We start from the raw sequence: 15,233 nt of genomic DNA, 5'->3' as shown, positions 1-15,233 counted from the left end.
GTCGGTCGTCGATGGCGAAGGGTCAGTCGGACCCGAGCAAGGCCGTCAGGCGTGCGAAGTTACTCATGGAGCCACGCTGCTCGTCAGGGGGATCGGCGGCGAGGAATCCCGTCAGCGTCTGCCGATGCACCGAGCCGGCTGTTCGATCCACCCGTTGAATGCAGTGGATCGTGCCTTCCTTGACCAGGACGAGCCGGTTGGGTTTGGGCACGATGGCCGTCAGGCAGTGCGGCGCCTGGTTCACCTTGGCCGCGACCAGTTCCCGTGGCGGCAGCGTGGGGTCGGCGACCTCGATGGTCTCGGGGTCGGCGTCCAGGAGGAGGAGTTCTCCGCTCCACGACGCCTGCCAGGTCGGGTGGAGGAAGAGGATGAATTCGCCCTGCCGGCCGCTGGCGACGTCGTTGTGCCAGCTGAGCCGGTTGCCGGCCGTGTACTTCCAGAAGCTGAATCCGATGATGGACCAGGCGTCGCCGGGTGCGCCGAACAGGTCGGTGTGCGCGCCCAGCCCTCGGATGATCGAGTTGTAGGCGTTTCCCTCACGGGCCGTGTCGTGGCGGAGCACGGAACTCCGTGAGCGGAAGGCGGTCCCGTCGGTCTCGGGGTCGACGACGCTGGCCACCTCCTCGAAGGTGCTCCTGTCCATCAACTGGCGGACTTCCTCCAGTTCTGCGGGGTTCAGGAAGTCGTCGATGACGCGGAAGCGCGCGCCGCCGGCCACACGTTTCATGGGCAACTCCATTCCGTGAATACCGTCCATCAGCGCGTGGGCCAGGCCCAGGACCGTGTATGCCTCGGGTGCGGAAGCGAACTCGTCGGGGAAGACGAGGCCGAACCTGTTCTCCAGCGCGGTCAGGATGGCCATCCAGGTCAGCGAGTCGACCCCGTGGGTGGCCAGGGAGAGGCGTAGGTCGCTCTCCTGGGAGGTCATCAGAGCGCGCAACCGGGCGAGGGTCGTGTCGTCGGCCGCCATGTTCTTCGCCGCGTCCAGAGCCTCGCTGATCACGGCCCCGACGGCACGCTGCGCGGAGTCATCCATCTCGCCTGATCCATTCTGTGAGCGCGGTTCTGTCGAGTTTGCCGAGGACTGTGCGTGGGAAACGCTCGTAAAAGCGGAGGCGGGGGACGAGGCCGCGGTGCGCGGTCGTGCGGATGGCCTGCTCCGCTGTCGCGCGGTCGACCCGGGGACCGGCCACCACGGCATAGACGTCGTCACCATCGGGCTGACCGGCCCGAGGCAGGACGACGAAGGCCACATCCCTCACCCCGGCGATCTCGGCGAGGGCCTGCCGTACCGGGCCGACGTCCACGAACGCGCCGTTGGCCCGGACCGAGCCCTCTGCCCGTTCGGCGAACCAGACCTGCCCTGAGGCGTCGCGCTCGACGATGTCCCGCGTGTGCCACAACGTGGCCGGTGGCCGTCCGTCTCCCAGGTAGCCGAGTACGGGTGCGCTCGTCGTCACCACCAGCTCGCCGCGTTCCCCGGCACCGGGTGCGACGATCTCGACCGAGGGGATGGGCCGGCCGATCCCTCGCGGCCCGATGAAGATGCCGCCGGTCTCGGTGGATCCGTAGCCACGCGTCAGGGCGACTCCGAACCGCTCCTGGCAGGCGGCCTCCAGCTCCGCGGAAGCCGGGCCCGCCCCGACGAGTATGCCGCGCGGCCGTTCGCCGCCCCTCGGCCTCGTCCGCACCAGCAGCCGGGCCAGGGGCGGGGTGAGGGCGACGTGGGTGGCCTGTCCGGTGTCCAGGTCGGCGGCCAGGCTCGCGGGCGTGGTGCACGCGCGGACGTCGGCTCGGCAGCCCGACAGAAGGGCGCTGAGCGCGACGCCCCAGCCGAGGGAGTGGGTGACGGGCAACGGCACGCGCACGGTGTCGCCAGGGGTCAGGCCCAGCCCCTGCCGGTAGCCGATCTGTTCGGCGAGGAGGCTGGCGACGCTCCGCTGGACGAGTTTGGGAGTGCCGGTGGAGCCGGAGGTCTCGTGCACCACGGCGAGGCATTCGTGCGCCTGACCGGGGACGGCCGGGCCACGCCGTACCTCCGAGTCCGCTGTGACCAGGACGGACGCCGGCTCCGGCGGCCGGTCGAACCCGCGAGGGGACACCCAGACCGCCGCCCCCAAGCTCCAGCAGGTGATCGCCATGGTCAGAAGCGTCTCCGGCGGCAAGGCGGCGAGGAGGACGAGATCACCCTCGCCGACGCCGGCTTCACTCAGCACGTCGTGGCCCGGGGCGCCGATCACCCCGCCGGAGGCGACGATCGTGTGGGCGAGGTGACGCCGTCCCTCAGCCATGGCTCGTACGCCCCTGGAGCAGTCGATCCATCCCGAGGATGGGAAGGACCGTCAGGCAGGTTCCGGCCACGCCCAGCCACATGGCGGGCACCACTCCCACCTGGGCGCCGAGCCACCCGGCGAGAATCGCGGCCGGCGGCATGCTGCCCCACACCACGAAGCGGATCGAGGCGGTCATCCGGGCCAGCAGTTCCTTGGGGCAGACCCGTTGCCGCACGCTGACCTGGGTGATGTTGAACGTCACCGCGCCCCACGTCATGCCGAACTGGCCGAGGGTCAGCAGCGCCGCCGACCACAAGGGCGACCACTCCCGCAATGACCCCGCGATGGGGAAGGCGGCCGTGGAGGCCGCCGCCAGGAGCAGGCCGGCCGCCATGACCGTGCCCGCGCGCCGGCGCTGACGAAGCCTGGCGACGACGAGCGAGCCCGCGAGACCGCCGAGCGTCCCCACGCCCAGAATCACGCCCATGGCGGTCGCGCCCAGGCTCAGCTCGGTCAGGATCAGCAGGGGGGTGAGCGTCATGACGATGGTGGCGAAGAAGTTGGAGACCCCGACCGCGAGGCACAGTCTCCGGACCACCGGGTTCCCGAGCACGAAGGCGATCCCGGTGCGGATCTCGGCCGCCAGCGAATGCCCGGCCCGCTGCCGGGGGCGACGGCGGGGCTCGGTGTCCTTGATCGTGGCCAGGAAGCCCGCGGACAGCACATAGGCCAGGGCGTCGAACGCCAGAACCAGCGGAGCGCTGACGACCTTGAGGAGGAGCCCCGCCAGGGCGGGTCCGCCGGCGGCGGAGATCTGGGCGGAGGCTTCCAGCCGTGCGTTGGCCGGTTCGATGGCCGCGTCGGAGACGATGAAGGGCAGGTACGACTGGTAGGCGACGTCGAAGAAGACGGAGGCGATGCCGATGACGACGGCGGCGCCGTACATCCACATGAGCGTGAGGTGCCCGCCGGCCCACAGCCCGGCGAGGAAGGCGAGCGCGAGTGCCCGCACCAGAGCCGAGGACATCATCGTGGTCTTCTTCGGCCATCGATCGACCCAGGCGCCGGCCGGCAGGCCGACGAGCAGATAGCAGACGGTCAGCGCCGCCGTGAGGTAGCCGACCTCCGTGCTGCCCGCGTGCAGGATGTCGATCGCGGCGACGGGCAGGGCCAGGAGGCCGAACCGCTGGCCGAGCTGGGACAACGATTGCGCGGCCCAGAACCGGGGGAAGGCGCCGGAGGTCGTCTCGGCCGCGGCGTTGGTCATCGCCGGCCCGCTTCGGTCGTCGCCTCGTTCAGGAAGGCCGATCCGCGCAGGTCCAGGCCCGAGGACTTTGCCACGCTCCGCACGTGATCGAGGGTCACGACGAAGCGGTCCTTGCCGTAGATGAGGTAGCGCTTCTGGTTGGCGGCGCCGGAGAAGTTGACCGTCATGACGTTCGCGCCCGCTTCGAGCCCGCGCGACTGGCCGCCGTCGTCCACCCGCTCCAGCGCGCTGACCGACGGGATGAGCAAGTGCGGATAGCACAGCCGCAGGCAGGCGATCACGTTCAGCGCGAGCTCGTTGTCACCCATGGGCGCCACGCTCAACGGGGTGTCGGGGGCGGGGATGAACGGGCTGACACTGCACATGTCCACCTTGAGCGCGCCGGCGAGGCCGATGTCGTCGATGACGCTGTCCAGCGTTTGGCCCGGCAGACTGGAGATGAGGCCGGTGCCGACCTTGAACCCCACTTCCCGCAGGTCCCGCAGACACCGCAGGCGGGTTTCCAGCCCCTCATGGCGGATCGCCCTGTGCAGCTCGGGATCACTGGTCTCGTGCTTGAGGATGTAGCTCAGCGCGCCCAGATCACGCAGCCGCTGGTACTGGGAGCGCCGCAGGTTGCCGAGGTTCAGCAGGATCTCGACCCGGTCATGGAACAGGTGACGGATCCGGGGAATCGCCTCTTCCAGGATCGGCAGCACCGACGGCGTCTCCCCGCCCTGGAGCAGGATGATGTCGATCCCCGCGCCCTTGATCGCCCTGGCCCCCTCCACGATCTGATCACTGGTCAGGAAATAGCGGTCGTTGACCGGAATGTTGTCGCGCCGCATGGGGCAGTAGTCGCAGTTCACGCGGCACACGTTGGTCAGCTCGATGACCCCGCGCACGACGGCCTTCCTCCCCCAGCGGGCGTCCCGGGCCTGGCGTGCTCGCGCGAACCACTCCTGCTGCTCGTGCCCACGAGCCAGGAGCAGCCTGCGTATCTCATTGCGAGTCAGCATCGCCTACCTTCTCACCACTGGTCTCGGACAGCTCGATGTCCGCTGCCATCTGTGCCATCCGACCGGGATCGGCGCCCGCCGCCCGATAGCCGGCTATCGCCGCGTGCGTCGACGGCGTGAACTCGACGTGCCGGGTGACCCCGTTCACCGTGACGCGGATCCGCCCCGGGTTCACGATCCGGTCGCTGAGGAACAGCCGGAGATACGCCGCGTGGGCCGTCCGGATCTCCACGTGCGAGCGGCTCGCCACCCGGGCGTCCACCCAGCCCGTACGCCCCGGAGTGATCCGCTCGATCGCCACCCAGTGCGCGCGCCCGCCGTCGCACTCACGCGCTTGGTGACGCACCCGCGCGGGCCAGGTCCGGCGCCGGCCGGACCGCAGCCGCCGGATGACGAGATCGGTGTGCGGGCTGCCGGGGGTCCAGCTCATCGTGCTGAGCCTGTGCTCTCCTCCAGCCACTTCGAGGTACGACAGGTCCGGGTGACCGAGGGCGTGAAGCCTGGCCACGCCTTCCTTGTCCAGGGCGGGCGGGATCTGCTGGTCCATGCTCCCGTGCACCACCACGAACGGCAGGTTGACGAGGTTGGGCAGAAGGTCACGCATGGATTGGTCCGGCCCGAAGAGTTCCCAGATCGAGGGCGCTCCGTTGATCGACGCGGCCAGGCTGAGCTCGTCCCAGCGTCGTGCGGCCAGATTCCAGGCCGTGATGCCGCCCATGGAGGTGCCGGCCAGAGCGCAGCGGTCGGCGTCGACCGCGAGGTTCTCCCGCGCCCAGCGCAGCGCCTGAGCGGGAAAGTCGCCCGGAGCCGGCGTCCAGCGCGCCTCGGTGAACCGGCTGCCGAACAGCCCGGCCAGGTCGAAGTTGCCGGTCCGGCCCACCGGACGCTGTGCGGTCGGGCACAGCAGGACCGCGCCGCAGGCGTCGGCAACGGGACGGAAGTACGGCTCGAGATCCGCGCCGGAACCGCCCACGCCGTGCAGGGCCACGATCACGCCCAGCGGGTGACCGCCGTGCGTTTCCGGCACGTACACCGTCATCTCGGTGGTCCGTCCCCAGCCGTCCGTCAGCGGGACGGTTTCCGTGCGGGCGGGTTCGGGTTCGCGGGCCACCGCGCTCAGCAGCGACCGGAGCCGGGACTGCCCGATGCCGCGTCGTTCCAGCGCCGCGGCCGCCTCGTGGACGGTTCCGGTCAGGCACAGCCGACGTGCTTCGCGTGGGCTCGTCATCGCGCCTCGGCCCCGAAGGTCGCGACGCCCAGGCTCACCGGGGAACGGCTGAGCCGCTTGGCGCCCATTCCGGCCAGCTGAAAGGCGGTATGTAGGTCGGCTGCCTCGAAGAGAACCTCGATGCCGGTCGCCCCGGTCGCCGCCGCGGGCGTCGCCGTCGCCGCCACCAGGACCGGCAGGTCGGTGACCGTGGCACAGGGGTTGCCGCTCAGCAGCAGGCGCGTACGGTCCAGGGCCCAGCCCAGGCGGGTGTTGCCCGGATCGTCCTGCTCAAGGCCGAGCAGCTCCTTGACCATGGGGGCGCCGTCGCCGGGAACGGTCACGATCCCGGTCGCGGGTACGGCAGGCGCCGCGCTGCCCGGCGAGCACGGCAACGGGATGAGATAACGATGGAGAAGCGGGCTGGAGGGCCGCAGGCGCAGCCGTTGAGCGAGGTGCGATTCCGGACGGCCGTGCTCGATCCAGGCGAGAATGCCCGCCAGGTTCTGCTGACGGGCCCACTCGCGGATGGCGAAGGCCGCGCGCAGACCCACGCCCGATTCCCGGAACCGGTCGGCGACGAACAGTCCCTTGAGCAGCAGGTGTCGGTGCCAGCGCATGCCGCGGTGCAGGGCGGCCGGCGTTCCGTCCGGCGTGTACAGCCCCATCCAGCAATACAGGCTCCCGGCGCTCAGCTCCCGCTCCACGACCGAAGCGTCGACGTCGTCGAAGGAACAGAGACTCAGCACGGCGTCCGCTTCACCGGCGACCAGCGGACGGGCGTGTAGGTCGCGGAGGTCAGAGGTCACTACCACGGCCTTCCACGCGAGTGGCCAGCGCGAGATAGGTCACCCCGGGCCGCGATGCGACCGTGGCCATCCTGCGCGCGGCGACGCGGCCGGCGAGCAGGTTCATCATCAGAGGGGGGCTGATGAACCGCGCATCCAGATCCTGGAGGACCCAGTCGAACAGAGCCAGGTCGAAGGGATAGTAGGTGGGATAGAGGAGCGCCTCCTCGTCCGTCCCCACCTGGCGAGACAGAGCGGTGCTGGGCAGGATGCGGTAGCCGATGTGCATGACGAGTTCTTCGGCGCTGAGATGGTCGTTGATGAAGCGCGCGCTGTTGCGTACCGTCTCGCGTGTCTCGCCCGGCCCGCCGAAGACCACGTTCACCCGGACCGGCAGCTCGTTCTTCCGGCTTCGCTCCAGGAAGCGCGCCATGTGCCGGGTGTCGAAAGTCTTGCCCAGATTGCGCATCACCTGGTCATCCAAGCTGTCGGGAGAAACCACGACCGCTTCGACGCCACTGCCGACAAGAATGTCGCCGAACTCGTCGTCGAAGGGCTTGGGGGTGAAATACGCCGACCACGTCATCGCCTTGAGCGCGAGTTCGTGGAGTAGTCCGACGACCTGCTTGGAGTAACGCAACTCGCTGTTGAAGATTCCGTCGGTGAAGAAGATACGCCGGAATCCCGCATCGTAGATGCCCTGTATCTCGGCGGCCAGGATGTCCATGGGTTTGAGGTCGCCGGCGTTGTCGCCGTCGATATAGGCGTAGGGGCAGTAGACGCATCCCTGGTAACACGTCTTGCGCCGCGTTTCCACACCGATCATGGCTCGGTGGGCATTCGTGTAGGCACCCATGAGGGACGTGGGGTGACTCAAGGTCTCCGACAGGAATCCGGCGTGTCGCTTGCCCTGCAGAACGGCCTTGCGGCCCTTGAACGCGCGAGGGTTGCCGGCTATCTCCAGCATGACCTGCTCGCCGGGGCCCACGACGCCCACATCCAGTCCGAGCCTGTCGAGAAGGACACCGGCGAAAAGACTGAACCCCGGGCCGCCGCCGATCAGCACCGGATCCCGGCCACACCGGTCGAGCTCCCGCCGGACCCTGTCGACGAAGGCGATGTAGTCGTCGACATGAGTGCCGCAGGAAATCTCGATGGGATCGATGTTCCGCAAGGTGAACCCGATGACATCCCAGTCATGGCCGAGCCACTCCAGGCTCGCCAGTTCCCCCGGCGCCTCGACGAAATCCACCAGCGCCGTCACGTGGCCGGCCCGGTCCAAGGTGTCCTGAACACAGCGGACGCCGATCGGGAAAATCGGTTCGTTGCCGGCCATGGGAAGGCTGGCCAGATTGACGAGTGCGACGCGCGCCATGCGATACCTTCCCCCACGGGCTTGGCCAGGGCACGCCGATCCGGTGTGCCCTGGCGCCGGGCCGCGAATTGACTCAGCCGCAGGACGGGACGCCCATGGCGACGAGGAAGTCGGAGTCGACCAGGTCGAACAGCGCCTCGGACACCAGGTCGAAGCGTGCGGGGTCGACGAGCATGAGTGCCTCCATCGACTCCTTCTCCAGCGTCAGCCCGGCGTCGGCCAGGGTTTGGCGGGGGCTTTCCTTCAGCGCCGCGGCGAAGGTGTCGTCGTCGCCGAGCCGGCGCACCAGCGCCTCCAGGGCCTTCGCGGCGTTCTCCGCCTGAGCCATTTGCTCGGTTGTGAAAGTGCTGGTGGAGTTGACCATTTCTCGTCTCCTTCACAGAGCGGTGATTGACGTGCTCCTGATGGTGCGGTCACGGAATGTCACGTGCCCGATGACAGAACTCCCTCGTCATTGGACTTACACCGGCGAGATATGACGATAGAAGCGCGGCCTACATTTCCCCTATATTCCATATCTCGCTAGTTCTGCTGGAGAAAGGCGAGTACGGCCAGCACGCGGCGGTGGTCGTCGCGGGCCGGTGGCAGGGTCAGTTTGGTGAAGATGTTGCTCACGTGCTTCTCCACGGCCCGCTCGCCCACCCGCAGCAGCCGCGCGATGGCCGTGTTCGAGCGGCCCTCCGCCATCAGCGCGAGCACGTCGCGCTCGCGCCCGGTCAGTACGGCCAGCGGATCCCTGCGCCGCCCGGCCCGCATCAGCTGGGCCACGACCTCGGGATCGAGAGCGGTGCCTCCGGCGGCCACGCGGTCGAGGGCGGCCAGGAAGTCCTCGACCGCCGAGACCCGGTCCTTCAGCAGGTAGCCGACGCCGCCCGGGTTGCCGGTCAGCAGTTCGGTGGCGTAGCGGGTCTCGACGTACTGCGAGAACAGCAGGATGCCGACGCCCGGGTGGCTTCCGCGGAGCGCGATGGCCGCGCGCAGTCCCTCGTCGGTGTAGCCGGGCGGCATCCGGATGTCCACCACGGCCAGGTCGGGCAGGTGCTCGGCCACGGCCGCCCGCAGTTCCTCGGCCCTTCCCGTCTCGGCCACCACCGTGTGCCCGTGGTGCGTCAGCAGCCGGGACAGCCCGGCCCTGATGATGGCCGAATCCTCGGCGATCACGATGCGCACCCCGGTCACCGCCGGTGCGGCAGTTCGACCACCGCCGTGGTGGGCCCGCCCGGAGGGCTGGAGATGCTCAGCCGGCCGTCGACCGGGCGCAGGCGATTGGCCAGCCCGTCCAGCCCGCCGCCGGGTGTGGTGGCGGCGCCGCCGTACCCGTTGTCGTGGACGCGCAGCACCAGAACGGACGGCTCGCGGCGCACCTCGATCGCGGCGCGGGTGGCGTGGCTGTGCTTGAAGACGTTGGCCAGCAGTTCGGCGGCGCAGAAGTACAGGATGCTCTCGGTGGCGCGGTCGGCGCGCCGCGGCATGGAGACGCTGACCTCGACCGGGATGCCGCCCCGGGAAGTGGCCAGCGTGGTCAGCGCGGTGTCCAGGCCGTGGTCGAGCGCGGGCGGGTGGATGCCCCTGGCCAGGTCGCGCAGCTCGGCCACGGCGCCCGCCGCGTTCTGACGGGCCAGCTCGAGGAGTTCGCGGGCCTGGTCAAGCTGGGTGGCGTCCCGCAGCAGCTTGCCGGCGGTGATCAGGTCCATGGTGACGGCGACCATACGGGCCTGTGCGCCGTCGTGCAGGTCGCGTTCGATCCGGCGCAGGGTGGCGGCGGCGTCATCGACGGCCTGGGTGCGGGTGCTTTCGAGGTGGCGCAGGCGGTCCGCGCCCGTCGGGGTCAGCAGGGCTCTGGCCAGGAGGCGTTCGAGCGCGATCGTGCCGCGGACCGCCCACGGGGCGCCGGCCAGCAGGAGCACGCCCGCGCCCGCGGCGAGCAGGGAGTGAGGCTCGATTCCGCCCCATACCTGGGTGAGGCCGCCGATGTGCCGCCAGACGGGGTACGCGAGCTCGGCCACGCCGACGGCCCAGAAGAGCAGGGCGGCGGAGAAGGACAGCAGCGCGGTAAGCGGCTTGAGCAGGGCGAACGCCACCGCCCGCCAGCCGGCCCCGTGTTTGAGCCGGGCGGTCAGCCATCCTCCCGGGCCCGGTCCCGGCGGGGTCTCGATCCGGATGCCGAGCAGGCTCGCCTGGCGCCGCCGTTCGACCGAGGCGAACCATCCCGCCAGATCGGCCGCGGCGGCCACCAACGGCAGTCCGGCGAGGACGAGCGCCAGAGCCAGGCCGGGGACGAGCAGCACGCCCACCCCCACCAGGCCGGCCAGCGCGATCGGCAGCGCGGTGACGGCATAGCGGAATTCCGCCCAGATGCGTCGCACGCTCCCAGCCTGCCAAGGATCACGCCCGTGTCCATCGGGTAAACCGAACCATCGACGGCCGGACGGCACGATCGCCCGCGCGCCGCCGGGTTCCTAGCGTCGGCGGCATGCTGACACCACTGATGCTCACCCTCGCCCTGCTCGCGCCGCCGCCCCAGGACGCCTGGTTGCGGCGCGGCCTGGACGCCGTACGGGATCTGGGCGTGATCGGCGCGGTCGCCGAGGTCCGTGACGGCGCGCGCCTTCTGAGCGCGCGCACCGGCATGGCCGACCGCGCCACCCGGCGCCCGGTCCCCCGCCGGCCGCAGATCCGCATCGCCAGCGGCACCAAGGCGTTCACCGCCACCGTGCTCCTGCAACTTTCCGGCGAAGGCCGCCTCGCCCTGGACGACTCCGCCTCCCGATGGCTGCCCAGGCTCGACGCCCGGATCACCGTCCGCCACCTGCTCCAGCACACCAGCGGCCTCGCCGACGACGACCCTCCGGGTCTGGCCTCCGAGGAGGGCTACCTGCGCCACCGCCTGGACACCGTCACGCCGCACCAGGTCGTCGAACGCGCCCGGAAGCTCCTCGCCCCGGGCACGGGCTGGAACTACGCCAACGTCAACTCGGTCATCGCCGGGATGATCATCGAGAGCGTCACCGGGCAGAGCTGGGAACGGCAGGTCACCGACCGCGTCATCGTCCCGCTCGGCCTCACCTCGACCTACGCGCCCGGCCCCAGTCCTTACCTCGCGGGCCCGCACCTGACCGGATACCGCCAGTTCGCCGCGGGCGGCCGTCTGGTCGACACGACCGTGGCCGACCAGAGCGCCCACCGCGCCGCCGGCGACCTCATCAGCACGCCCTCGGACCTGGCCCGGTTCTTCACCGCCCTGATCGGCGGGAAGCTGCTGCGACCGGCGCAACTGGCCGAGATGCGGAAGACGGTGCCGGTCAGCCCGTTCTACCAAAGGCTCCTCCCCGGGATGAGGTACGGCCTGGGCCTCATGTGGTTCCCGCTGACCTGCGGCGACGGCTACTGGACCCACTGGGGCGACGCGCTCGGCTACTCCACCCGTGGCGGCGTCACCCCCGGCGGCCGGCGGGTGGTGATCGTGCACACGAACACCAACGGCGACCCCCTCCAGGGCCGCTTCCACCAAAAACTGCACCCGCTGGTCGACCGCGCCCTGTGCGGAGGCCGCTCGTGATCGCCCTGGCCTTGGCCCTGATCCTGTCGTCACCTCTCCCCTGACGTCGAGCGGATCCACCGCACCGGCGATCGGCGTACTCGCCGTGACCGGCGACGGCGACCGGGCGCGCGCGGGCGTCACCGTACTCGGCACCGCCGGAAAGATCCCCTTCAACGCCCGCTTCCGCATCGCCAGCGGCACCAAGGCGTTCACCGCCACCGTGCTCCTGCAACTTTCCGGCGAAGGCCGCCTCGATCTGGACGACTCCGCCTCCCGATGGCTGCCCAGGCTCGACGCCCGGATCACCGTCCGCCACCTGCTCCAGCACACCAGCGGCCTGCCCGACTACTTCCGCGACCCCGCCGCCTGGCCCCAGCTCCGCGCCGCCGCCGGCTTCCTCGCCCGGCGGCTGCGTACCTACCGGCCGTCCGAGCTGGTGGCATTGGCCCTGAAGCATCCGCCCCTGTTCCCGCCCGGCACCCGGTGGTCCTACTCCAACACCAACGACATCCTGGCCGGGATGCTCATCGAGAAGATCACCGGACAGACCTGGGCTCAGCAGGTACGGCAGCGCGTCATCCATCCGCTGCGCCTGCGCGCCACCAGCGTCCCGGAGACGGACCCGGCCATCCACGGCCCCCACGCCCACGTCTACCGCCGCTACCCCGACGCGCCGGGCCCCACCGACGTCACCGAGGTCAACCCGTCGATGGGCGGGGCGGCAGGCGCGATCATCACCTCCGCCACCGACCTCAACCGCTTCCAGCAGGCCCTGAACTCCGGCCGCCTGCTCCGCCCAGCTCAGCTCTTGGCGATGCGGACCACGGTCGAGACCGACGCCGAGGCTCAGTCGGTCTGGCCTGGGGCGGTACGGGCTCGGGCACCATCTCCAGCCTCTTGCCGTAGCTTGGCCGGGACCCCTGTTTGGCCTGACGACCACATGACGCAACTCGACGTGAAGTGCCGCCTGCCCCACGCCTGACCCGGCCCGCCGCGCAAGGCGCGCACGATCAAGGCGTTCGAGCGAAGCGAGGACCACTGACCGGGGTGAACTCCAGCGGCGACGCCTCGCCCGTGCCCCCACCTGGCCGGCGCCCGCCTGGACGGACCACCTCTGACCGACCAGGTTCACAAAAGTCCGCGCGCACCGGCGTGGCCCCTCGGAGATCTTGACGCCGTTGGTGCCGCATGTTGTGATCCACACATGCGCTATTTCGTACTGATTTAGTAGGAAATGAGGCGGTTGTGAGGTTACTCCGGCGTGCCGCTGCGGTTGTCATGCTCCTGGTGAGCGCGGCGGGCATCCAGATCGTCCAGGGCGGACCGGCGCAGGCGGCTCCGCCCACCGCCGCCGTCGCGCTCGGCGACAGCTTCATCAGCGGAGAAGGCGCGGGGAACTACCAGCCCGTCGTCGACACCTCCGGTACGGCACAGAACTTCCCCGGCTGGTCGGCGGCCAACAGCAACGCCTACTTCTGTCACCGGTCGGCGAACGCCTCGGTGTTCGCGGCGGCGCTCCCGGGCATTCAGCAACGATTCAACCTCGCCTGCTCCGGCGGTCAGCCGGCCGACATCGCCGCCCCCTCCAGTGCCCGGGCCGGGGGCCGTACCGTCGCCTCGCAACTCGATCAGCTGCGCGCCGTCGCCCAGACGCACGATATCGACGTCGTCCTCGTCGGCCTCGGCTCCAACAACACCCAGTTCACCTTCGGTGACGTGGCCACGCTGTGCGCCAACCGCTTCATCGCCGACGCCTGGACCGGCTGGTGGGAGTTCTGGGCCTATCTGGGGGGCCCGGTGCCGCAGAAGCCCTGCAGCGCCTCGGACCTGGCCACCGACACCGAGGTCGCCGCCGCCACCACCGAGACCACCGCCGCCCTGCGCCAGATCCTCGACACCCTCGCCCAGATCGACGCCGACGGCACCCACCAGGTGATTCTGCAGACCTACACCAACCCGCTGCCCCCCGACGTCGCCTCGCGCTACCACGAGGAGGACAACCGCTCCGACACCCGCGACAAGTTCCGCGCCCTCGGCGCCGAGCGGTACGCCGCCGGATGCCCGATCCACCGCGCGAGCCTCGCCCCCGGGCTCGTGTTCTCCCAGAACCTCGGCTCCCTGGTCAGGAACGCGCACAGCACGCTGGCAGCCGAACGTCCGGGGGCCGACCTGCGCGTACTGGACGTCCAGCAGGCTTTCGACGGGGCCAGGCTCTGCGAGAACCCCGACAGCCCGGCGAGCGCGCTCGCGACGCCGGTCCGGGTACAGGACGGGCCGTCCGGCACGTTCGTCACCAGCCTGTCCGGCTGGGACAAGATCGATATCCAGCGGGCGGCGAACACCTGCGTCACCTACTTCCAGACCTGCCAGGAGTCGTGGCACCCCAACGCCGCGGGCCACGCGGTCCTCGGCCAGTGCCTGACCGCCGCCTCCGCCGCGGCGCCCCGCGCGATCGTCGCATGCGCCCGTAACCCGAACGGCACACTCACCATCTCCTGACACCTCCTCGGCTTCGCGTCCGGCCTTCGGAAGCCGGACGCGAAGCCGAGGACGCGATCGCCTGGGCAGCACAGCGGAGCCGGACGCGAGGCGAGAAGACGACCGGCCTGAGCAGCACAGCGGAGCCCCACCTCCCGCGCGCGTCCATGAAGCCCACGCGCGGAAATCCGGCGGACTCCGCGCCCCGCGACCAGCGAGGACCTACAGGGGCTGGAAGCACGCGCGGAGCATCGCTGACCAGGGTGGGATTCACCTGCCCAACCACCCGGCCGGGCAACGGGCAGGCCGCAGAGGGCGCGCGAAACACCATGCCTTTGACCCGGGAAAGCGCCCGGCCGGAGAGAGGATCTTCAGGGGTTAAACTCCAGCCCGACTGGAGAAACGCCCGGAACCCAAATGCCCGAAGCACGCTGATGTGAAAGACCTTGCCTGCGGACCTCATTGCCACTACTCGAACGCTGCACCGCAGGTGCCGGTTCTGCGCCACGCAATCAGGCGCATCGGCTGTGATCGGTCAGATCAGCCATTGGATGCCCCCGAATCAACGATCACTTCGGCAGCCCCGTCGCCTCGTCATACGGCATCGCGTCGAAATCCTGGGACACAGAGTCCTCACCCATGCGTCGCGCCATGTCCCGGCCGATCGCCACCAACCGCTCCGCTTTGTCCGTCTCCCGCTGTTCGAGTCGCCTCAGCCTCTCGGTCATCGCGATGATGACGGTCTGCGTCAGCCTCTGGAGCTTGCGTGCGAGCTCTTCAGCCTCGGCGTTCTTGATGTTCACGGATGTCCACCACTCCACCTCGGCATAGAAGAATTCCACCGTCGAAATCGGGCTGACGGGAAGAAATTCGCAACACCCAGCGATCAGCCGACCACACCGGAGTGAGGGCGCATGCCCGAAGATCAATGAAAGGCGCGGGGGCAGCCTCTCAACGTCATCACGCACCTCTACCGGCGAGACTCGGGAAGCCACGGGCCCGCGATCTCATCATTTGGTGCGCTGGCAACCGCCTTAGGGCGACGCCCACCACTGGACAGCGGCAGCTTCATGTCCTCACACGTGACATCCCGCACACGTGGGCCCCCGGGCTTCACGCATCACGCCGATCAGAGCATCCGCCCACCTGTTCCAGCCCGCAGCCGGCGTGGAGTTCAGCGCCTTTCGCCCGTGTTCCGAGCGCCGGTTCAGTGAACCTTTTTCATCCTCACGCGGCCTGGGCGACTCGGTGGTTTTGAAGGACGGCGATGGCCTTGCACAGGTGGCCGGCCTTGCTGGGGCTGCAG

At 69.8% G+C, this 15,233-nt stretch carries 14 protein-coding genes; 3 read left to right on the top strand and 11 right to left on the bottom strand.

The window, feature by feature from the left end:
• Positions 1–22: 22 nt before the first annotated feature.
• The 10 genes from ACIBHY_RS42205 to ACIBHY_RS42160 form a co-directional block, all read right to left on the bottom strand.
• Positions 23–1,036 (bottom strand): 2OG-Fe(II) oxygenase family protein, encoded by a 1,014-nt coding sequence (locus ACIBHY_RS42205; RefSeq protein WP_397241644.1) that lies wholly within the window; start codon positions 1,034–1,036, stop codon positions 23–25.
• A complete protein-coding gene (locus ACIBHY_RS42200; protein ID WP_397309654.1) occupies positions 1,029–2,291 on the bottom strand; it encodes a class I adenylate-forming enzyme family protein in 1,263 nt (420 codons plus the stop codon). Before ACIBHY_RS42200 ends, ACIBHY_RS42205 begins: the two co-directional genes overlap by 8 nt.
• On the bottom strand, positions 2,284–3,540 hold the full coding sequence (locus tag ACIBHY_RS42195; RefSeq protein ID WP_397309653.1) for an MFS transporter: 1,257 nt from the start codon (positions 3,538–3,540) through the stop codon (positions 2,284–2,286). Before ACIBHY_RS42195 ends, ACIBHY_RS42200 begins: the two co-directional genes overlap by 8 nt.
• On the bottom strand, positions 3,537–4,538 hold the full coding sequence (locus tag ACIBHY_RS42190; RefSeq protein WP_397241638.1) for a radical SAM protein: 1,002 nt from the start codon (positions 4,536–4,538) through the stop codon (positions 3,537–3,539). Before ACIBHY_RS42190 ends, ACIBHY_RS42195 begins: the two co-directional genes overlap by 4 nt.
• Entirely contained in the window at positions 4,522–5,766 is a 1,245-nt protein-coding gene (locus ACIBHY_RS42185; protein ID WP_397309652.1) for an alpha/beta hydrolase, read from the bottom strand. Before ACIBHY_RS42185 ends, ACIBHY_RS42190 begins: the two co-directional genes overlap by 17 nt.
• Entirely contained in the window at positions 5,763–6,554 is a 792-nt protein-coding gene (locus ACIBHY_RS42180; protein ID WP_397241634.1) for a hypothetical protein, read from the bottom strand. Before ACIBHY_RS42180 ends, ACIBHY_RS42185 begins: the two co-directional genes overlap by 4 nt.
• Entirely contained in the window at positions 6,544–7,908 is a 1,365-nt protein-coding gene (locus tag ACIBHY_RS42175; protein WP_397309651.1) for a B12-binding domain-containing radical SAM protein, read from the bottom strand. Before ACIBHY_RS42175 ends, ACIBHY_RS42180 begins: the two co-directional genes overlap by 11 nt.
• Before the next feature lie 73 nt (positions 7,909–7,981).
• The gene (locus ACIBHY_RS42170; RefSeq protein WP_397241630.1) at positions 7,982–8,236 is read right to left on the bottom strand and encodes a hypothetical protein; all 255 of its coding nucleotides are present in this window, start codon (positions 8,234–8,236) and stop codon (positions 7,982–7,984) included.
• A 194-nt stretch (positions 8,237–8,430) separates the two neighbouring features.
• Positions 8,431–9,078, bottom strand: coding sequence for a response regulator (locus tag ACIBHY_RS42165; RefSeq protein ID WP_397309650.1), 648 nt, complete (start codon positions 9,076–9,078; stop codon positions 8,431–8,433).
• A gap of 5 nt (positions 9,079–9,083) precedes the next feature.
• Positions 9,084–10,274, bottom strand: a complete 1,191-nt coding sequence (locus tag ACIBHY_RS42160; protein ID WP_397309648.1) for a sensor histidine kinase — start codon at positions 10,272–10,274, stop codon at positions 9,084–9,086.
• A gap of 107 nt (positions 10,275–10,381) precedes the next feature.
• Here ACIBHY_RS42160 and ACIBHY_RS42155 point away from each other — a divergent pair, with 107 nt between their 5' ends.
• The 3 genes from ACIBHY_RS42155 to ACIBHY_RS42145 all read left to right on the top strand — a co-directional run bounded on the left by ACIBHY_RS42155 (position 10,382) and on the right by ACIBHY_RS42145 (position 13,948).
• On the top strand, positions 10,382–11,467 hold the full coding sequence (locus ACIBHY_RS42155; protein ID WP_397309647.1) for a serine hydrolase domain-containing protein: 1,086 nt from the start codon (positions 10,382–10,384) through the stop codon (positions 11,465–11,467).
• Positions 11,468–11,552: 85 nt separating this feature from the next.
• Positions 11,553–12,431, top strand: a complete 879-nt coding sequence (locus ACIBHY_RS42150; protein WP_397309646.1) for a serine hydrolase domain-containing protein — start codon at positions 11,553–11,555, stop codon at positions 12,429–12,431.
• A 263-nt stretch (positions 12,432–12,694) separates the two neighbouring features.
• Positions 12,695–13,948 carry a hypothetical protein gene (locus ACIBHY_RS42145; RefSeq protein WP_397309645.1) on the top strand — a complete coding sequence of 418 codons (1,254 nt, stop codon included), beginning with the start codon at positions 12,695–12,697 and terminating at the stop codon, positions 13,946–13,948.
• A gap of 548 nt (positions 13,949–14,496) precedes the next feature.
• Here the strand turns inward: ACIBHY_RS42145 and ACIBHY_RS42140 are convergent.
• Complete coding sequence (locus ACIBHY_RS42140) at positions 14,497–14,769, bottom strand: type II toxin-antitoxin system VapB family antitoxin (RefSeq protein ID WP_397309644.1); 273 nt, start codon at positions 14,767–14,769, stop codon at positions 14,497–14,499.
• Between the last annotated feature and the right edge of the window lie 464 nt (positions 14,770–15,233).

This window comes from Nonomuraea sp. NPDC050547, from assembly GCF_044457345.1.
Taxonomy (GTDB): domain Bacteria; phylum Actinomycetota; class Actinomycetes; order Streptosporangiales; family Streptosporangiaceae; genus Nonomuraea.
Note: the sequence above shows the minus strand (reverse complement) of the source record. Positions and strands in the feature narration are given on the sequence as shown.